Here is a 19,523-nt window from a genome sequence, read left to right as displayed (position 1 = left end):
CCCGTCGTGATCGGGTCCGGCAAACGCTACTTCGGGGCGGTCCACGCGCAGCACCTGTTGGAGGATCCTGACGAGGTGATTCAGGGCAACCGGGTGCTTCACCTGCGCTATCCCGTGCGCCGCTGACCGATCCGCTTACGGGACCGTGCGCCATCGCATTCGTTTGCTGACTGGCCGGCCGCGCCTCGTCCCATGTGCCTCTCGTCCAGGCGGAAAACTGGCACAAGTGTCCGAAGCTCGATGCAGTGTCACGCTGGTTTTCGTCCAAAGTTGCTTGCACAGAACTGTGGAGGAGAGGATGAGTCAGTTGATGGCTCTGATGCGGACATTGTCATGCTGAACCACTGGTCATCTTCGATGCGCCGGTTCAGGATGACTTGGTCGCAGCCGCGTTTATTCCATAAAAGCGTTGTCGTAGTGCCATCGGAAATGTGCAGCGGTTCTACTGTCGTGCCGTAGACATTTGTTGCCCGTAAGTGAATCCAGAAGCGAATCTAGTTCACTGGTAGTCGAGTGTGAAGTACGTACAACCTCACCGGCGTCGTCCACTGCGATCATGCCGCGTTCATAGAAGCTGTCACAGCCGATTAGGCAGATCAGCATCGCCGCGGAGGTGAAGTCTTTCCGCTCATCTTCTGTGCATGCCCACCGTGGTTTGATATGCCCAGCGACGAGTAAGTCTTCTGGCAGCCCGCGATGGCACATCGCACATTGGGTGGCGTCGTCTTCCAGCAAAGCCGATCGCAGATAACGTTGCTCTACTCTCCTTTTGGCAAGGCCAATCCGGTCTGTTTCAGTCAGGCCCGCTCCGGAGAATGGTTCAAGGTATTCATCCGCTGATGCCTTCGGCAGCTCGGAAATCTCTAGACCAGCCATTCGTAGAAGCTCTCCGGCGGAACTCTCCGGCAGAGGGTAAAAGAACCCTTCCCGCTTCAGCCCCCTGTTTATATTTAGCGGACCGCTACCGTCGGACTCTATGAACGGTATGTCCGTGCGCCGGTCAATCTGAAGATCGGTTTTGAGCGGGTCAACTAGAACCAAATATCCTTCGTCGTTGTCTGACCCGCTCCGTTTTTCCATATACGCCTTGGGCCGATACACAACTGCAGGTTCCGACACGACCTCACTGACAGCTCTAATGAATCGTTTCTCGCAGTGAAAAACGATGTCACCGGGCTTCGTCCTGGCCAAAGCAGCCGAACTCGACCGACGGGCCCCGCGAGAATTAAAAAAGTTGGTCCACAGTGTTCCTCCCACCCTCGAGTAGTTATCAGACTGCGTTGCCCACCAATATTGCCTCACTTCATGCCCCCTTTCCCCAGCACTCCAAACGTACCGCTACATCCAGGCTATTCAAGATTTGTAAGTGGAACGATCTGCCGAGAGCATCTTTGTCATTTCTAGAAGTTATCTGCACAATGCTGCATCTTGTCTGGAGCCGGTCGCACAGAGCGAAAGTCGGCGCAGGCTGGACGTGTGCCAGTAGACCAACCTCCACCGGACAAACCCAGCTCTGACCAGCAACGTTGAAGTGTCGCGGCCGAGGCCGTCCTTGTTGCCCCGTCCGGTGATCTGTCCGGCGACGGGCCCTATACGACACACCTGCTGCAAGACCCCAAGATGTCGGTCGTACCCACATCGCCGTGCCTGCCCAGCCCTGCCGATAACGGAACGAGTCTGCGTTAATCAGTGTGTACTCACTCAACAGGACACATATTTATACAGTCCACTTCACGCTGCCCAGTATGTTCCTTGGGCCATGAAACGGAAAAGGACACGAAAATGCGGAACCTACACTCATCATTGAACCCAACATGGTCGAGTCCAAGAGCCATTTCGCCCATCCTTGCACAGTGGGCCGTGACTCAGCACGCGGATTGGTTATTCTGCTGTGTCGCGACTGTCCCAGGCCTTGTCCAGGGCCTGCTGCGCTTCTCGTTGGGCCTGGTCGAGTGCCTGCTGAGGTTCCTGCCGGCCGTTCAAGGCTCGCTTCACCGCGTCCTGCCACGCCTTTCGGAACTGAGCGGCGGCGGGAATGGTCGGCAACGTGAAACCATGCTCGTTGGCCTCGTAGGAGGCCTCGATGGCGGCGTCCAAGTGTTCCACGCCGCCATCGTCGACGAACTGCTTCCTGATCTTTTGGTCCGCCGCCGTATTCGCCGTGAACAGGCCGGTGAACGGTGCATCCTCTGTTCCGCGGTCTTTCACCTGGGTTTCGGCGGCGGCGACCCAGGTCCCGGTCGCTGTCATCGTCTTGATGAAGCGGCACGCGGCTGCCGGATTCGTGCTGTCGGCGGGGACAGCCCAGGCCCGGCCATTGGAGTAGGAGACCGGATATCCGTCTTTGTTCTTGAGCGTGGTGAACGTCACCGGCGCGTCCGGTGGCACGTCCTTCAGCACGTTGGCGTCCCCCTGTTTCACCGGCACGGCACCGAGGGTTCCTGCAGTCTGGTTGGGTCCGCCGAAGAAACCGGTTGATTCGCGGCGGGCCGTCACTTCGGAGTATCCGCCCTGCACTTCGTATAAGGAGGCGGCAAAAGCCAGGGCTTCGACCACTTCAGGCGTGTTCAGCATGGCGGTCCGTCCGTCGTCGGAAACCATCGCTCCCCCATTGGCATGCACCCACAGAGGCAGTAATTGCGGCAGCTTGGGGTCAAAGCCGATAACCCGCAGTTCCCCGTCATGGCGTTCCGCCATTGCTTCGGCGGAGGCGGCGAGCCGGTCCCAGTCCGAGCCGTCCACATCCGCCGGCTGAAGATCGGCTGCGGCAAGCAGTTCCGAATTTGCCTTCAGTACCTGGACCTGGTTGAACTCGGGGATGCCGTAGGCCTTTCCCTCAAAAGTCACCTGGCTGAGCGCGGTATCGAGAAAGTTCTGCATCCGGATACGCTCGTTGGATATACACGTGTCCAAAGGCATGATGGCACCACCGGAGGCTAAGGTCCCGATGTGCCTTCTGTCGACATAAATCAAGTCCGGCAGTTCCCCGGTGGAGGCCCCGGAGGTGAGTTGCCGGACATTGAGCCGGCCTTCAAGCAGGTTAAGGTCGACGCCGTCCATCGCCTTGGCAGCCAACTCGTAGCGGGTTTGATTCCCCCCGCCGCCGGTGTCGAAGCCCATCACACTGAGAGTGCCGCTCAAGGCTGGGTCCTCAGGGGGCGAGGAAGCCACGGGGGCTTCCTGATCACCCGTGCCGGGGGCACACCCAGTGACGGCCAACGCGACAGCTGCACCAAGGCACGCCATTTTGGCAACATGTGGTATGGCAGCCGCCGGTCCGTGGATCCGCTTCGCCTGTATCCCCATAATGAGTCAATGCTATCGTTGCTGCCGTCTCAAGTCGGGTGTCAGCCCACCCTGCAGGTCGGACGGCCCCGGATGGGCGGATCTGCTCGACCGGCGGTCGCAGAAAGCATGAAAGAATAGCCCCCATGGCAGAACATCTTCCGGGCACAGACACGCCCGCACGCGAATCGGAACCGGCGTCAACCTCCAACGGAGCTGCCGTCCCGGACAAGCCGGCCTTGGAGGGACTCGAAGACAAGCTCTCCAAGCGGTGGAGGACGGATAAGACGTACAAGTTCGACCCGGAAACCAGCCGGGAAGAGGTCTATTCCATTGACACCCCGCCGCCAACAGCTTCAGGCTCCCTGCACGTGGGCCACGTATTCTCGTACACGCAGACCGATGTCATCGCACGATTCCAGCGGATGCGCGGCAGGAACGTGTTTTATCCGATGGGGTGGGACGATAACGGCCTGCCCACTGAGCGCCGGGTCCAAAACTACTTTGGCGTCCGCTGCGACCCCGCGCTGCCCTACGACCCCGACTACACTCCCCCGGCCAAGCCGGCGAAGAACGACCGGGACTATGACCAGGTCTCCCGCCACAACTTCATTGAACTGTGCGAGCAGCTTGCCGTCGATGACGAGCAGGTCTTTGAGGATCTCTTCAGCACCTTGGGGCTGTCGGTCGACTGGGACCTGACCTACCGCACCATCGACGACACCTCCCGGGCTGTCAGCCAGCGCGCGTTCGTGCAGAACCTGAAGGACGGCCACGCGTACATGGCCGAAGCCCCAACACTGTGGGACGTCACGTTCCGCACCGCAGTCGCCCAGGCGGAGCTGGAGGACCGCGAACGCCCCGGCGCTTTCCACCGTGTCGGGTTTCAGCGCACAGATGCCGGCACGGATGCCGCAGACGGCACTGTCTACATCGAGACCACCCGCCCCGAGCTGATTCCCGCGTGTGTCGCGCTGGTGGCCCATCCCGACGACGAGCGGTACCAGCCGCTGTTCGGAACGACTGTCACCTCCCCGCTCTTCGACGTCGAGGTGCCCGTCCTGGCGCACTCACTGGCCAAGCAGGACATGGGCTCCGGCATTGCCATGATCTGCACGTTCGGAGACCTCAGTGACGTGACGTGGTGGCGCGAACTGCAGTTGCCGACACGTCCGATCGTTGGCCGCGACGGGCGCATCATCGCCGAGACTCCGGAATGGATTGCCGGCGAGGGTCCGACGAAGGCTTATGCTTCGCTGGCCGGAAAGACCGTATTCAGCGCCAAGGAAGCGATCGTGGAATTGCTGCGCGACAGCGGCGACATGGTCGGCGAGCCGACCCCGACCACGCGTTCGGTCAACTTCTACGAAAAGGGTGATAAGCCCCTCGAGGTGGTCACCAGCCGCCAGTGGTATATCCGCAACGGTGGCCGCGACGCAGCACGCCGTGAGCGGCTCATCGAGCGCGGCAACGAGATCGAATTCCACCCTGCCTTCATGCGCTCCCGGTACAAGAACTGGGTGGAGGGGCTCAACGGCGACTGGCTCGTCTCCCGGCAACGCTACTTCGGGGTCCCGATTCCCATCTGGTACCCGCTCGACGCAGCCGGTGAGCCTGACTACGACCATCCGGTGCTGCCGGCGTCGGAGTCGCTTCCGGTGGACCCGGCCAGCGAACCTGCTCCGGGCTACGACGAGTCGCAGCGCGGCCAACCGGGCGGATTCGCCGGCGATCCCGATGTGCTGGACACCTGGGCGACGTCGTCGTTGACCCCGCAGATCCTGGGTGGTTGGAGCCGTGACGAGAAGCTCTTTGGCAATGTCTTCCCGTTCGACCTGCGGCCGCAGGGACATGACATCATCCGAACCTGGTTCTTCTCCTCCGTGGTGCGGGCCGATTCGCTGAACGACAGCCCGGCTTGGAAGCACGCGGCGTTGTCCGGCTGGGTGCTCGACCCTGACCGGAAGAAGATGTCCAAGTCCAAGGGCAATGTCATTGTCCCCAGCGATATTCTCGAACAGTTCGGGGCCGACGCCGTGCGCTACTGGGCAGCCTCCGCCCGGCTCGGTGCAGACACGGCCTACGAGGTCGGGCAGATGAAGATCGGACGCCGGCTGGCCATCAAGCTGCTGAACGCCTCCAAGTTCGTGCTCAACCTGGGCGCGACAAGGGATTCGGTCGTCGCATCCGACACGTCGGTGGTGACCAATGCGCTGGACCGGTCACTGCTCGCCGGACTGGCCGACGTCGTCGACCAATCCACTGCTGCGTTCGACAACTACGAGCACGCACGTGCACTGCAGCTGACCGAAGCGTTCTTTTGGACCTTTACCGACGACTATGTCGAGTTGATCAAGGACCGGGCCTATGGCGGCGCCGGCGCCGAAGAACAGGATTCGGTGCTCGCCGCCCTCGCGACAACGCTGGACAGTGTGTTGCGGTTGTTCGCGCCGTTCCTGCCCTTTGCCACCGAAGAGGTCTGGTCATGGTGGCGCGAAGGGTCAGTGCACCAGGCGTCCTGGCCCGCGGCGGAAGCGTTGAAGCCAATTGCCTCCCGGGCCGACACCGAGCTGCTGGCCACTGTTGGCGAGGCGCTCAGCGGCATCCGCAAGGCGAAATCAGAGGCCAAGGTCAAGCAGCGCACCGAGGTCCTCAAGGCCGGAATCAGCGCCCCCGCACAGCAGGTGGAACAGCTGCACGCCGGGCTGGGCGACCTGAAAGCAGCCGGCAATGTGCGGGATCTCGAGGTTGTCCAGCACGACGGCGAGCTGGCCGTTTCCGGTGTCGAACTCGCCCCTGCCGAGTAGTGGCTTCGGCGCGCCTGCGTGCCTAAGCGCGCGCAGGCGTGTTCACTGGGGTATTAACTTCGCCTATGGCCCTGCTTGGGTATGAGCTTGCAGGGCCGCCGCAGGTGAATGAACGGCAGGTAAGTGACCAGCGTCCAAGTGGACGCCGGTCAGTGGCAAACACGCCACTTAACGGCGTCAGCCCCCTCCAGTATGAGTTGGAGGGGGCTGCCGTCGGTCAGCGGATGGCGGACACTGGCCTCCCGGACTCCGCCGATCTCCAGGTCTTCCCGGCCCCGCCACCTGCCGGCCCCAACCGGACGTATCCCGTTGGATCACTGAATCTTTGGTGTCCGTTCGGCACCCTGAAGGGTGTGTGTGTCCGTTCTACTCCGCCGGCGATCGGGATACAAGAGCCAACAGGGAGCCTCAGTCGAAGATCGGGCCCTCACTGCGGCTGCGCTTCAATTCGTAGAAACCCGGATACCCGGCCAATAGGACGGCACCGTCCCAGACCTTGCCGGCTTCCTCGCCCTTGGGTGCCGGGGTCATGACCGGCCCGAAGAACGCGGTTCCATTGAAGGCGACCACAGGTGTGCCGACGTCCTGCCCCACCAGGCTGATGCCCTTATCGTGGCTGGCCTGCAGCTCCGAATCATATTCGTCGCTGGTGGCATAGCCGGCCAATGACGCGGGCAATCCGACCTCCTCCAGGGACCGGGCGATGACGTCGTCGAAATCCTTGTTGCCGCCGGGATGAATGCGGGTGCCCATGGCGTCGTACAGCTTCTTGGTGTACTCGCTGCCGTGCAACTGAGCCGCTGCGGTGATCACGCGGACCGGGCCACGCAACTTGGCCATGCTCTGCTGATGCTCGGCTGAATCGTCGTTGTCTTCGTTCAGGATCGCCAGGCTCATGACGTGCCATTCGGCTTCAATGTCCCTGACCTTCTCCACTTCGCCAATCCAGCGTGAGGTCATCCATGCCCACGGGCAGGCCGGGTCGAACCAAAAATCCACCGCGTTCTTTTCGCTCATTCTTTCTCCTCTGCGCTTCCTTGACTGGGCGTCGGGCGGGTCCGGGAAGCGACCCTGCCCTGCCTGATGTGCTCAATGGCATAACGGGATCACCGACGCCGATATTCCGGACACGGCAGAGTGACAGGGCAGAGCCGATCGCGGCGAAACTGGTTGCTTAGGCGGACTTGTTACGCCGCTTGGCGTCCACGTCCCTGGATATCAGCGTGGCCTCGGCGCCGTCCTTGACGACGTCGTCGGTGATCACCACCGTTGCGACGTCCTCGCGGCTGGGAAGGTCGAACATTACCGGCTGCAGTACTTCTTCGAGCAGCGCGCGCAGGCCTCGGGCACCGGTGCCCCGGTCCAAGGCCTTGTCCGCGATAGCTTCCAAGGCTTCCTGGTCGAAGTTCAGTTCCACATTGTCGAGCTGGAACATCTTTTGATACTGCTTCACCAGTGCGTTCTTCGGCTCGGTGAGGATTTGGATCAGAGCCGGACGGTCCAGGCTTTCCACGGAGGTGATGACCGGAAGCCGGCCAATGAATTCGGGAATCAGGCCGAACTTCAACAAATCCTCGGGCAACACATCGGAATAGCTTCCGTCGTCCTGGCTCAGCGAGCTGAGCGGGGCTCCAAATCCGATGCCCTTTTTCCCGGCACGGCCACCAATAATCTCCTCCAGTCCGGCGAACGCACCGGCCACGATGAAGAGCACGTTCGTGGTGTCGATCTGGATGAATTCCTGGTGCGGGTGCTTCCGCCCACCCTGCGGCGGCACTGACGCGACGGTGCCCTCCAGGATTTTCAACAGCGCCTGCTGGACGCCCTCGCCGGAGACATCGCGGGTAATCGAGGGGTTTTCACTCTTGCGGGAGATTTTATCGATCTCGTCGATGTAGATGATGCCCTGTTCGGCCTTTTTGACGTCGTAGTCGGCGGCCTGGATGAGCTTGAGCAGGATGTTCTCCACGTCTTCGCCCACGTAGCCGGCCTCGGTCAACGCGGTGGCGTCCGCGACAGCGAACGGTACGTTGAGCTGGCGGGCCATGGTCTGGGCCAGATACGTCTTGCCGCAGCCGGTGGGGCCGATCATCAGGATGTTCGACTTGGAGATCTCCACGTCTTCGGCCTGTGCGCCTTCGCCCAGCGTGGTGGCCTTGGCCGCATGCCCGGACTGGATCCGCTTGTAGTGGTTGTAAACGGCTACGGCGAGGGAACGTTTGGCCGGTTCCTGGCCAATGACGTATTCCTGCAGGAAACCGAAGATTTCCTTGGGCCTGGGCAGTTCGAACGAACTGGTTTCAGTCGTCTCGGCCAGCTCTTCTTCGATGATCTCGTTGCACAGCTCGATGCACTCATCGCAGATGTAGACTCCGGGGCCGGCGATCAGCTTGATGACCTGCTTTTGGCTCTTGCCGCAGAAAGAACACTTCAGCAACTCTGTGCTCTCACCGATGCGGGCCATAGCTCGTTCCCCTTTACGTGGTAACAGTGTCGACGCTGACGGACGGGCCGTTCAGTTCGAAGCGATTTTCGATCAGTTTCTACTGTAGGCCAGATTTTACTCCGGTTCAGAAACCAAACGCCCTGTGGTGAAAAATTACACCACAGGGCGTTCGATCTTACCGCTTACCTGGAGCTGCCGGACGAGCGGATCTTACGTGCTTCGAGCACCTCGTCAAGCAGCCCGTATCCCTGGGCCTCTTCGGCCGTCAGGATCTTGTCACGCTCAATATCCTGGTTGATCTGCTCGGCGGTGCGGCCCGAGTGGTCAGCCAGCGTCTCTTCCATCCACGTACGCATACGCTGCACTTCATTGGCCTGGATCTCGATGTCCGATGCCTGGCCGCCCTGGCCGCCGGCGAGGGCGGGCTGGTGGATCATGATCCGGGCGTTGGGCAAAGCGAGCCGCTTTCCGGGCGCGCCGGCGGCCAACAGCACGGCAGCGGCGCTGGCGGCCTGGCCCAGGCACACTGTCTGGATCTCCGGACGGACGAACTGCATCGTGTCGTAGATCGCGGTCATTGCTGTGAACGAGCCGCCGGGCGAATTGATGTAGATGGTGATGTCGCGTTCCGGGTCGCTGGACTCGAGCACCAGCAGCTGGGCCATGATGTCGTCCGCCGAGGCATCATCGACCTGCACGCCGAGGAAGATGATCCGGTCCTCGAAGAGCTTGGTGTAAGGGTCCTGGCGCTTGAACCCGTACGGCGTCCGCTCCTCGAATTGTGGAAGCACATAACGGTCGGTGGGCATCTGCGGGGCCATCCCGCCAAATGCTGATCCTTGAGGCAAGTTCATTGTTTCGCTACTCCTGATTGCTGAAGAAAGTCTGTTCGTTCACCGAAAACCGGCTGCCGCCGTCGTACCTGGGCTATTCCGCGCGGTTGGTGCCGCCGCCACCGGATACTCCCCCGGCATGGGCCGAAATGTGGTCGAAGAAGCCATACTCAAGCCCTTCCTCTGCGGTGAACCACTTATCGCGGTCGTTGTCCTTGAAGATCTGCTCGACGCTCTGTCCGGTCTGTTCGGCGGTCAGTTCGGCCAACTGCTTCTTCATGTGCAGAATCAGTTCGGCCTGGATGCGGATGTCGGATTCGGTTCCGCCGATGCCGCCGGAAGGCTGGTGCATCAGGATCCGCGCGTGCGGCGTGGCGTAGCGCTTCCCCTTGGTGCCTGAGGACAGCAGGAACTGCCCCATCGAAGCTGCCAGGCCGGTGGCCACGGTGACGACGTCGTTCGGGACGAACTGAATGGTGTCGTAAATGGCCATGCCGGCCGTCACGGAGCCGCCGGGCGAGTTGATGTAAAGGTAGATATCCTTTTCGGGGTCCTCGGCTGAGAGCAGCAGCAACTGGGAACAAATGGTGTTGGCGTTATCGTCACGCACCTCGGAGCCCAGCCAGATAATCCGTTCCTTGAGCAGCCGGTTGTAGATGTAGTCATCCCGGTTGGACAGTTCCTGGGTGTCCATTCGCGGGGTTTGGGGCTCAGTCGACATTCAGTTACCTCTCGCTCTGTGTGGAACTGTGGGACGCGGGATCGTCCCTAATCATCTCACTGTGGACATTAGCGTCATCGGGGGCGGTATTGTTTCCGAAATCCGCGCTGTTCGCTGACGGCGCATTAAGCCTGACCGCCCGAGGCAGGCAGTGCTGCCGGTGGCCTGCGTGGCACCGTCCTGGCGCTTAAATGGCTGAAGCCGCCGTCCCTTCGAGGGCGGCGGCTCCTGCCATGTACTTAGAAGCGTGCGGCTCCAGGATCGTCGGCACTGACGGCGGCGTCATGAGACGACTCGCCATCCTCTGCCGCTGCGCCTTCTGCTGCGGCGCCTTCTGCCTCGGCAGCCTGCTCTGCGGCTTCGGCTCCCTGGGTCTCGCTGGCGGGACGGACGAATTCCGTCAGGTCCACCTCGGCACCTTCGGTGTCAGTGACCGTGGCCTGGCCAAGCACGAGGGCCAGGGCCTTGCGGCGGCGAACTTCCGAAACCATCATCGGAACCTGGCCGCTCTGATCGATGATCTGCGCGAACTGGTTCGGGTCCATGCCGTACTGGCTGGCCGTGGAAACGATGTAGTCGATCAACTCGTTCTGCTCGACGCCGACTTCCTCTTTATCGGCGACGGCGTCGAGGATGACCTCGTTGCGGAAGGAATGTTCGGCGTTGCCGGCCACTTCCTCACGGTGCTCTTCGGTGTCGTGGTCCTCTTCCTGATTTTCCTGGTTGAAGTGCTGCTCGACCTGCTGGTCGATCACAGACTGCGGAACCGGCACGTCAATCATTCCGACAAGCTGTTCGAGCACCTTGTCGCGGGCCTCCACGCCCTGGTCGACCACCTTGGACTCGCCGGCCTTGTTCTCCAGATCGGCGCGCAGCTCTTCGATGGTGTCGAACTCGCTGGCCAGCTGGGCGAAGTCGTCATTCGGCTCAGGCAGTTCCCGTTCCTTGACGGCCTTGACCACGACGGTGACCTGGGCGTCTTCGCCACTGTGATCTCCTCCGGAGAGCTTGGTCTCGAAGATCGCAGATTCATCCGCGGACAGGCCCTCAACGGCCTCATCCATGCCATCGAGCATGGTGCCCGCTCCGACCTGGTAGGAGAGGTCCGAGGCCGAGTCGACTTCCTCGTCGCCGATCTTGGCGCTCAGGTCAAGGGTGAGGAAGTCATCCTTGACGGCCGGCCGGTCGACGTTCTTCAGCGTGCCGAACCGGCCGCGCAGTTCGTCGAGTTCCTTGTCGACGTCCTCGTCCGACGATTTGGCCGGCTCCACCGTGACCTCGATGCCCGAGTAGTCCGGCAGTTCGACGTCGGGACGGATGTCCACTTCAACCTCAAAGTTGAGGTCGCCTTCGAAGGACTCGGGATCCGGAATCGAGGTGATTTCCACCTCCGGCTGGCTCAACGGGCTGATTTCCGTTTCCTGCACGGCGGCCTGGTAGTAGCCGTTCAGCCCCTCGTTGACAGCGCTTTCAATGATGTAGGCCCGTCCGACGCGCTGGTCGATGAGCTTGTTGGGGACCTTGCCCTTACGGAAGCCGGGCACCTGGATCTGGGATGAGACCGTCTTGTAGGCCTCGTCGATCTGCGGCTTCAATTCCTCGAACGGAACCTCGACCTTGAGTTTCACCCGGGTCGGGTTGAGGTTCTCGACAGCGCTCTTCACAGCGGGGCACTCCTGATGCATGTAGGGGTCTTGAAGTACTTCAACGGCAATTCGTCGGGGCGACAGGACTCGAACCTGCGATCCCCTGCTCCCAAAGCAGGTGCGCTAGCCACTACGCTACGCCCCGTAGTGCACGGGCCAGTCTACGGGGAATCGGCGCGGCGTGCACATTTGACACCTGCAGCCACCGGTATGATGTAGTTATATCCGTTCGCCGGTTTTGGCGGCTCCGGGGATGTAGCTCAATGGTAGAGCCTCAGTCTTCCAAACTGATTACGCGGGTTCGATTCCCGTCATCCCCTCCAGCGCAACTCCCCGGTCCGTGGGCCGGGGAGTTTGTTGGTTCGGGGACGGAGTATTTCGGAGCCCATCAGTTCACACGCCCGTTCACCTCCGAGTCAGCTCGCCGGATGAGTCAGTTTGCACGGCGCGCCAGTTCGCGTGACAGGTACGTCGCGGTCTTGCCGGCCGTGGTTGCAGCGACAGCCTGCGGCGTCCCCGCAGCCATGATCCGGCCGCCGTCCCCGCCTGCCGGGCCCAGATCAATCACCCAATCCGCGCCGGCCGCCACCGTCAGGTCATGCTCGACCAGCACCACGGTATTGCCTGCGTCGACCAGTCGGTTGAGTTGCGTCATCAGCAGTTCGACGTCGGCCGGATGCAGTCCGGTGGTCGGCTCGTCGAGGAGGTAGAGCGTGCGTCCGCGCCGGGCCCGCTGCAGCTCCGTTGCCAATTTGATCCGCTGGGCCTCGCCGCCGGAAAGCTCGGTGGCGGGTTGCCCAAGCCGGAGGTAGCCGAGGCCGACCTCGCGCAGGGTCTGCAGGCTCCGCGCCGCCGTCGGCACCCCGGCTAGAAACTCCGCTGCGGCGTCGACGGTCAGGGACAGCACCTCGGCGATGTTCCGCCCGTTGTATGTCACTTCCAGCGTTTCGGGGTTGTACCGGGAACCGTGGCAGGTGGGGCAGGGCCCGTAACTGCCCGGCAGGAAGAGCAGCTCGACGGCGACAAATCCTTCGCCCTGGCACGTCCCGCAGCGTCCGGCGGGAACGTTGAAAGAGAACCGCCCGGCATCGAATCCGCGCACCCGGGCAGCCTCGGTGGCGGCGTAGACCTTGCGCACGGAATCGAACAATCCGGTATAGGTGGCCGGATTGGACCGCGGGGTGCGGCCAATCGGTTTCTGGTCCACGCGCACCAGCCGGTCCACGCTGTCCAGCCCGGAGATGTCTTCGATAATCATTCGGTCGCCCGGTGCGACCTCCACATCCGCCTCGGTCGGCAATGAATCATTGCGGACATGCGCGCCGGCCACATTGGCCAATACCTGGCTGACCAGGGTGGACTTTCCCGAGCCCGACACACCGGTCACGACCGTCAGCACGCCAAGGGGGAAGTCGGCGTCGAGCGCGTGCAGGTTGTGGCGGGTGATACCCGACAGCCGCAACCAGCCCTCCGGCTGCCGGCCTGACCCGCCGGCCGTTTCCCAACGGTCCGCAGCCTGCCCGGGTTTTGCCGCCGGCAAACTCTTCCCCATCGAACCAGGAGAACCATGCTCACGGTCACCATCGAGCAGATACGGGCGGGTAACCGAAGCTGCGACCTGCCCCAACCCGGCAACGGGGCCGCTGTACAACGCCTCTCCGCCGGCTTCTCCGGCGGACGGTCCGACGTCGACCACCCAGTCCGCCCGCCGGACGATGTCCATATTGTGTTCAACCACGAAGACTGAGTTTCCGCCCGCCTTGAGCTCCTCCAGCACAGCCAGCAAGGGCTCGGCGTCGGCGGGATGGAGCCCCGCGGAAGGCTCATCGAGCACGTAGATGACGCCAAACAAGCCCGACCGTAATTGGGTGGCGATCCGCAGGCGCTGCATTTCGCCCGTCGACAGTGTCGGCGTCGGCCGCCCCAGGCTCAGGTAGCCCAGCCCAAGGTCGAGCAATACCTCGATCCGTTCCAGCAGGTCGCGGGCAAGCGTCACCGCCACTTCAGTACCCTCGCCGGAATCGGCCGACGACCGTGCGGTGCCGGCGTCGACACGTTCGGCCGTGGGCCGGAGGATTGCGGCCAGTTGAGCCATCGGCACGGCGTTGAGGCTGGCAATATTCCGCCCGGCAAAGGTGACAGTCAGCGCCTCCGCCTTCAATCCCGCGCCCTCACACACCGGGCACGGGCCGCTCTGCATGAAGCGCAACACCTTTTCACGCATGGTCGGGCTCTTCGATTCGGACAGCGTAGTCAGCACGTGGCGCTTGGCGCTGACGAACTTGCCGTTGTACGGCTTGCCGATCCGGTCACGCTGCGGAATAACGTGAACCACCGGCTGGTCGTCGGTGAAGAGGATCCAGTCGCGGCTGTGGCGCGGCAACTCCCGCCAGGGAATGTCGACGTCGTATCCCAGGGTGGCGGTGATGTCGCGCAGGCTCTTGCCCTGCCACGCGCCGGGCCATCCGGCAACCGCGCCATCGCGGATATTCAGCGAGGGGTCGGGAACCAGTAGTTCTTCGCTGGCCGTGTGGGCAGTGCCCAGGCCATGGCACTCCGTGCAGGCGCCCTCGGCGGTATTGGTCGAGAAGGCGTCCGATTCCAGGCGGTGGGCACCGGCCGGATACGTTCCCGCTCGGGAGAGCAGCATGCGCAGCGAATTGGACAGGGTCGTCAGGGTGCCCACCGTGGAGCGCGATCCCGGAGCGCTGCGCCGCTGTTGGAGTGCGACGGCGGGAGGCAGGCCGGTAATCTCTTCGACCCTCGGCGAGTGCCCCTGCTGGATCAGCCGGCGCGCATACGGGGCGACCGACTCCAGGAACCGGCGCTGGGCTTCGGCGAAGATCGTTCCGAACGCCAGCGAGGACTTGCCCGAGCCAGAGACGCCGGTGAAGGCCACGATGGAGTCCCGCGGGACGTCGACGTCGATGTTGGACAGGTTGTTCTCCCGGGCTCCGCGGACACGGACAAATCCGTCGCGGTGTTCGGGCGTCTCTTGTTCAGGCACCCGGCCGACTCTAGCCGTGATCGCCGGGGCGCAGAAAAGCGCAGTCATGTTCGGGCGGGGAGTAACTTCGCGGCTTCCAGGTACTAAGGCGCCGAAATCGGCGCTTTGTACTCCTCGGACGGACGCGCAGGCCCGGGTACGGCCGCGGGACCCGGCATCCGGCCGTACCCGGCACTCCCCTGCACTCGGTGGCAGGTAGGCCAGGTAAGCAAGGCCTTCCTTCGTTGAATCCTGCACCCGGCGAGGTATTATTTGTACAGATTCAAAATTTGGATCTTGTATAAACAGCTAAGGCTTACCTCACTTCGGAGCCTTGGCGCGGAAGGGAATCACCATGACTGCCACCGTTGATGTAAAACCTACTGAAACAGCTGCCGGTGTCGCCCAGTTGCTGGGTCCCGCCGTCGTCGAGCTGACCGCTCTGTCCGTGACCGGCAAGCAGGCCCACTGGCATGTGAAGGGGTCCAACTTTGTGCCGGTGCATGAGCTGCTCGACAGCATTGTCGACCATGCGCGCGACGCTGCGGACACGGCTGCCGAGCGGATCGTGGCCCTGGGCGCTCCGATCGACGCCACGCTGGCCGCCGTCGCCAAGCAGACCGAAACGCCGGCCTTCCCCACCGGCTTCATCACCGCCGACACCGCCATCGATGAAGTCGTCAAGCACATGGACGTCGTCCTCTCCAAGCTGCGGGACGCAGTTAAGCCACTCGGCGAGATCGACGATATGAGCCAGGACGTTGCCATCGAGATTGTCCGCGGGCTTGACAAGGACCGCTGGTTCCTGGATTCAAGCCGGACACTCTAAACAAGCTCGTCATGACGAATGATTCCGGTTCAGAAACGCCCGGGCAACCGCTCAGCGTCGATGAACTCAGCGACCGGCTGAGGAGCCGTGGCCTGCGGGTGACGGGTCCTCGGCTGGTTGTGTACAACACCCTGGCGAAGCAGGGCGGGCATCGGTCGGCCGATGAAGTTGCCGCGGCGATCACCGCTGCGGGACCCTCGTTGCCGCGCACCAGCGTCTACAACGCGCTGAAGGCATTGGTCGATGCCGGCTTGGCTGACGTGGTCGACGCCGGTCCGGGAACCACGCTTTATGAAGTGAGGGGCGAGTCCCATCACCACTTCATCTGCCGGCAATGCAACGCGTTGCTGGATGTGCCGACCGAGGAATCGGTCAATGGTTCGTTGTACTCCGAGCTACCGGGCGCGAGGGTTGAATCCGCGCAGGTGATCCTGCGGGGATTATGCCCGGACTGCGCGGCCCGTCCAACGGCGCGCGCCTGAAAACAGCGCGGCTGAACGGCCCGCCTGGCCTGGCCCGGCTCCCCCCGGCCCGCCGGATTGGCCTTGCTTACCCGGCCTGGCACTGCGGGCACCAAAACAGTTTGCGTCCGCCGGCGGCGGCCATCGCCACCGTTGTGCCGCAGACCCGGCACGGCAGTCCCGCACGGCGGTAGACGTAATGCGCGGCCTCAGGCGGGACGTCTGCCCCTTCGGGGCCATCGACGGTCGTCACGATGCGGCCGTGGCTCACGCCCCAGCTCATTGCCGCCACAATGTCGTCCCACAAGGCCAGCGTCTGCCCCTCGTCCAGTGACGTGCCGGGGACCCAAGGGTTCAGGCGTTGGCGGAACAGCACCTCAGCCCGGTAGACATTACCGACGCCGGCAATCAGGTTCTGGTTCATCAGCAGGGTCCCGACCGCACTGCCTTTCAACCTGATCCCGCGAGCGAACCCGTGGGGGTCTGCGTCCGGACGCAGCGGATCCGGCCCCAGCATTGAATACACGGCGCGGGACTCGTCGCCGGTGAGCACTTCGCACGCTGTGGGCCCGCGCAGGTCGGCCCAGCCATGCGCGGCCACCAGCCGGGCCCGCACCGCGCCGACCGGTTCAGGCGGACCTGTATAGCCGGCGTCCGCATCCGCGTCGTCGTTGGAGCCCAGCTCGCGTTCGCCGACCCGCCGTGGCGCCCCGATACTGGATGCGCCGCGAAAATGCCGGTCGCCGCCAAAATCCCAGGCGCCGTACAGCCCCAGGTGGACACGCATCACCAGTTCGTTGTCGAAGGTCAGGAACAGCTGCTTGCCGTACGCCTCGGCCCGGGAGAGGCGGTGATTGTCCAACAGGGAAGCGCCGGCGGCGAACCGCCCCTGCGGACTGCTCAGCCGCAACCGGTGACCGGCGAACACCGAATTGAACTGGCTGGCCAGCCGATGCAGAGAATGCCCCTCGGGCACCGCCTCAGTCCGTTTCCGGCAGCTCGAAGGTGCCGGTGGCCGGAGCCTGGCCGATGTCGGCGGGCAGTTGGCCCGTCGACTCGAAACGGCTGATCTGGTCGATCCGGCGCTGGTGCCGTTCCTCTGCGCTGAACGGCTCGGCGAGGAACGCGTCAATGATCGCCGTGGCTTCTTCGGCCGAATGCTGCCGCCCGCCGACAGCCACCACATTGGCGTTATTGTGCGCCCGCGCCAGTGCGGCAGTCTCGTGGTTCCACGCCAGCGCCGCGCGCACACCTGTCACCTTGTTGGCGGCGATCTGCTCCCCGTTGCCGGATCCGCCGAGCACGACGCCGAGTGTTTCGGTGCCCGCGGCTTCATCGGTGACGACGGCCTGGGCAGCGCGGATGCAGAACTCGGGATAGTCGTCCTGCGCATCGTAGGTTGCCGGGCCGTGGTCGACGACGTCGTGGCCGGCCGGCGTCAGGTGCTGTTTCAGATGGGCACTGAGCTCCATGCCCGCATGGTCGGTGGCGATGTGTACACGCATGGGATGTCCGTTCTGGCCGGGTTTGCCCGCCGGGGTCGCTGGTGGGTTCGCAGGTGGGGTCGCTGACGCAGGGTCTGCAGCCCAGCTTATCGTCCGGCGGCGTAGCCTTGCGCGCCGCGGGGGTTGGCCGCCGCGTAGTAGCTGCCGTCGTCGTTGATCCCGACGACGCACAGCCGCCCCAGCGACCAGTCTCCCGCCCTGGTCACCCGGTGCCCGCGCCGTTCCAGCCCGGCGATGACCTCGGCACCGATGCGATCCTCGACGACTGCGCCACCCGGTTCCCAGGTCCGGGGCCAGAAGGAGCCGGCCAGCGACGTGGTGTGCAGCGCCGGCGCGTCGATAGCCTGCTGGGGCGTGTATCTGCCGACGAGGGTGCGCAACAGATACAGCAGCTGCCACTGTTCCTGCTGGTCTCCACCCGGCGAACCCAACGCCGCAACGGCTCGGCCGCCGGAGAGCACCATGGTCGGCGTCAGTGTGGTGCGCGGCCGCCGACCGGGGCGCAGCGCCGACGGGGCAGCCGGGTCCAGCCAGTTCATTTGCAGCCGGGTGCCGAGGCAGAAGCCCAGCTCCTCGATGGCCGGCGACGACTGCAGCCATCCGCCCGACGGCGTGGCGGCCACCATCGTGCCCCATTGATCGACCACGTCGATGTGGCACGTATCGCCGCGCGTGTCCCCGCCGCGGCTGACAGTTGGTTCGCCTGCCGCACCTGCCGGTGCGGAGCCGGCGGAGGCCGCCTGCCACTGCTGCTCGGTCAGCAGCGGGGGCCGGTACGCAGCGAAGCCCTCGACGACGCCGGGGCGGAACTCGGCCGAGGCCGAGGAACCGATCTGTGCCCGGCGTTCGTCCGCATACTCCCGGGACAGCAAGGTATCGAGCGGGACCGCCGGGGCGCCCCCGCCGTCGTCCGGCCCGCCGTCGTCCGCGTCGCCATAGTAGGCGTCGCGGTCGGCCATCGCCAGTTTCAGCGCCTCCAGCACGTGGTGCGCGCCGCGGGCGGTGGACGGGTCAATATCGGCATCGTCGAACCCGTCCAGGATAGCCAGCGTCTGCAGCAAGACCGGGCCCTGTCCCCACGGCCCGGACTTTGCCACGGTGACGCCGCGGAAATCGATACTGACCACCGGTTCGAACCGTGCCAAAGTGCCGTCGAAGTCAGATTGGCGGATCACACCTGCATGGTCGGTGCCGGTGGAATGGCGATGCGGCTGCCGAAGAAACTCCTCGGCAGCCCGGCCGACGACGTCGCGCCATTCGGCCCGCGCCGCCTCGATCCTCGCCTTCCGGTCCGCCGCGCCAGTGCCGGCGGCCACCAGTCGCTCCAAGGTTGCCGCATAGGCGGGATTGGTGATCAGCTCGTGTTCGGCCGGCGCCCGGCCCTCAGGCATCCACAGCCGTGCCGACGTCGGCCAGTGCTTTTCGAAGAGTTCTGACACGGTGCTAATGACCGAACCAACGCGACCGACCACAGGATGTCCGTGGCGTGCATAATCGATGGCGCAGGCCAGCACATCGGCCAACTCCCAGCTCCCCCGCTCGGACAGCAGCAGCAACCAGGCGTCCACGGCTGCGGGGACCGCCGCTGCCAGTCCGCCGGCGCCGGGAATCATGGCCAGTGACTGGCCCTCAAAGTGTTCAATGGTGGCTTCCGCCGGTGCGGCTCCCTGTCCGGCCAGCACCTCCGGGGCCTGGCCAGGGGCGGCAACGATCGCGGTCATGTCACCGCCGGGGCCATTGAGATGCGGCTCCACCACGTGCAGCACAAAGCCGCCGGCCACGGCCGCGTCGCAGGCATTGCCGCCCCGCTCCAGCACTGACTGTGCGGCCGCCGTGGCGAGCCAGTGGGTCGAGGACGTCATACCGAAGGTGCCACGGAGAGTGGGCCGAGTGGTGAAAGCAGCTGGCGAAGTGAACGATTCAGTCATTTTGGTAGCCTAACCCCGGTACAGGTGAAGATCGGGGCACCGGGGGGAACTTCGAACTTGGCATTCCAAGGCTGAG

General features: G+C 63.7%; 14 protein-coding genes, 2 tRNA genes and 1 pseudogene. 5 read left to right on the top strand and 12 right to left on the bottom strand.

Annotation, left to right across the window (positions count from 1 at the left end; translation table 11 throughout):
- Positions 1-126, top strand: a pseudogene (locus H535_RS28675) (dihydrofolate reductase); the annotation flags it as partial.
- A gap of 267 nt (positions 127-393) precedes the next feature.
- On the opposite strand, the gene H535_RS28015 reads toward H535_RS28675, so the two are convergent.
- Positions 394-1,080 carry a hypothetical protein gene (locus H535_RS28015; protein WP_155838782.1) on the bottom strand — a complete coding sequence of 229 codons (687 nt, stop codon included), beginning with the start codon at positions 1,078-1,080 and terminating at the stop codon, positions 394-396.
- An 801-nt stretch (positions 1,081-1,881) separates the two neighbouring features.
- Positions 1,882-3,171 carry an extracellular solute-binding protein gene (locus H535_RS0119215; protein ID WP_245580388.1) on the bottom strand — a complete coding sequence of 430 codons (1,290 nt, stop codon included), beginning with the start codon at positions 3,169-3,171 and terminating at the stop codon, positions 1,882-1,884.
- Positions 3,172-3,431: 260 nt separating this feature from the next.
- Between H535_RS0119215 and valS the strand changes: the two genes are divergently transcribed.
- Positions 3,432-6,092 (top strand): valine--tRNA ligase, encoded by a 2,661-nt coding sequence (gene valS / locus H535_RS0119210; RefSeq protein WP_026820828.1) that lies wholly within the window; start codon positions 3,432-3,434, stop codon positions 6,090-6,092.
- Between the two features lie 408 nt (positions 6,093-6,500).
- Here the strand turns inward: valS and H535_RS0119205 are convergent, their stop codons facing one another.
- The 6 genes from H535_RS0119205 to H535_RS0119180 all read right to left on the bottom strand — a co-directional run bounded on the left by H535_RS0119205 (position 6,501) and on the right by H535_RS0119180 (position 11,883).
- Complete coding sequence (locus H535_RS0119205) at positions 6,501-7,109, bottom strand: mycothiol-dependent nitroreductase Rv2466c family protein (protein WP_026820827.1); 609 nt, start codon at positions 7,107-7,109, stop codon at positions 6,501-6,503.
- A gap of 157 nt (positions 7,110-7,266) precedes the next feature.
- Positions 7,267-8,556 carry an ATP-dependent Clp protease ATP-binding subunit ClpX gene (clpX, locus tag H535_RS0119200; RefSeq protein WP_026820826.1) on the bottom strand — a complete coding sequence of 430 codons (1,290 nt, stop codon included), beginning with the start codon at positions 8,554-8,556 and terminating at the stop codon, positions 7,267-7,269.
- A 164-nt stretch (positions 8,557-8,720) separates the two neighbouring features.
- Complete coding sequence (locus H535_RS0119195; protein ID WP_026820825.1) at positions 8,721-9,392, bottom strand: ATP-dependent Clp protease proteolytic subunit; 672 nt, start codon at positions 9,390-9,392, stop codon at positions 8,721-8,723.
- A gap of 73 nt (positions 9,393-9,465) precedes the next feature.
- Positions 9,466-10,092: an ATP-dependent Clp protease proteolytic subunit gene (locus H535_RS0119190; protein ID WP_425387301.1), complete on the bottom strand. Its 627-nt coding sequence runs from the start codon at positions 10,090-10,092 to the stop codon at positions 9,466-9,468.
- 239 nt (positions 10,093-10,331) lie between these two features.
- Positions 10,332-11,756, bottom strand: a complete 1,425-nt coding sequence (tig, locus tag H535_RS0119185; protein ID WP_026820823.1) for a trigger factor — start codon at positions 11,754-11,756, stop codon at positions 10,332-10,334.
- 54 nt (positions 11,757-11,810) lie between these two features.
- Positions 11,811-11,883: transfer RNA gene (locus tag H535_RS0119180), tRNA-Pro, on the bottom strand.
- A 104-nt stretch (positions 11,884-11,987) separates the two neighbouring features.
- Between H535_RS0119180 and H535_RS0119175 the strand changes: the two genes are divergently transcribed.
- Positions 11,988-12,061 (top strand) — tRNA-Gly (locus H535_RS0119175).
- Positions 12,062-12,171: 110 nt separating this feature from the next.
- On the opposite strand, the gene H535_RS0119170 is transcribed toward H535_RS0119175, so the two are convergent.
- Positions 12,172-14,745: an excinuclease ABC subunit UvrA gene (locus H535_RS0119170; RefSeq protein ID WP_026820822.1), complete on the bottom strand. Its 2,574-nt coding sequence runs from the start codon at positions 14,743-14,745 to the stop codon at positions 12,172-12,174.
- A 334-nt stretch (positions 14,746-15,079) separates the two neighbouring features.
- On the opposite strand from H535_RS0119170, the gene H535_RS0119165 reads away from it, so the two are divergent.
- Both H535_RS0119165 and H535_RS26710 read left to right on the top strand, forming a co-directional pair.
- Positions 15,080-15,553 (top strand): Dps family protein, encoded by a 474-nt coding sequence (locus tag H535_RS0119165; RefSeq protein ID WP_026820821.1) that lies wholly within the window; start codon positions 15,080-15,082, stop codon positions 15,551-15,553.
- Positions 15,554-15,564: 11 nt separating this feature from the next.
- On the top strand, positions 15,565-16,035 hold the full coding sequence (locus tag H535_RS26710; protein ID WP_051299554.1) for a Fur family transcriptional regulator: 471 nt from the start codon (positions 15,565-15,567) through the stop codon (positions 16,033-16,035).
- Positions 16,036-16,102: 67 nt separating this feature from the next.
- Here H535_RS26710 and H535_RS0119155 read toward each other — a convergent pair whose 3' ends face one another.
- From H535_RS0119155 to H535_RS0119145, 3 genes are all read right to left on the bottom strand, one after another.
- Positions 16,103-16,990, bottom strand: a complete 888-nt coding sequence (locus tag H535_RS0119155; RefSeq protein ID WP_026820820.1) for an Fpg/Nei family DNA glycosylase — start codon at positions 16,988-16,990, stop codon at positions 16,103-16,105.
- A 4-nt stretch (positions 16,991-16,994) separates the two neighbouring features.
- Complete coding sequence (locus H535_RS26705) at positions 16,995-17,519, bottom strand: ribose-5-phosphate isomerase (protein ID WP_035770197.1); 525 nt, start codon at positions 17,517-17,519, stop codon at positions 16,995-16,997.
- Positions 17,520-17,605: 86 nt separating this feature from the next.
- Positions 17,606-19,447, bottom strand: a complete 1,842-nt coding sequence (locus H535_RS0119145; RefSeq protein ID WP_026820819.1) for a gamma-glutamyltransferase family protein — start codon at positions 19,445-19,447, stop codon at positions 17,606-17,608.
- Between the last annotated feature and the right edge of the window lie 76 nt (positions 19,448-19,523).

Origin of the sequence: Arthrobacter castelli DSM 16402 (genome assembly GCF_000430705.1) — a bacterium.
GTDB classification, from domain to species: domain Bacteria; phylum Actinomycetota; class Actinomycetes; order Actinomycetales; family Micrococcaceae; genus Arthrobacter_C; species Arthrobacter_C castelli.
The sequence above is the reverse complement of the archived record's forward strand: the minus strand, read 5'-3'. Positions and strand labels throughout refer to the sequence as shown.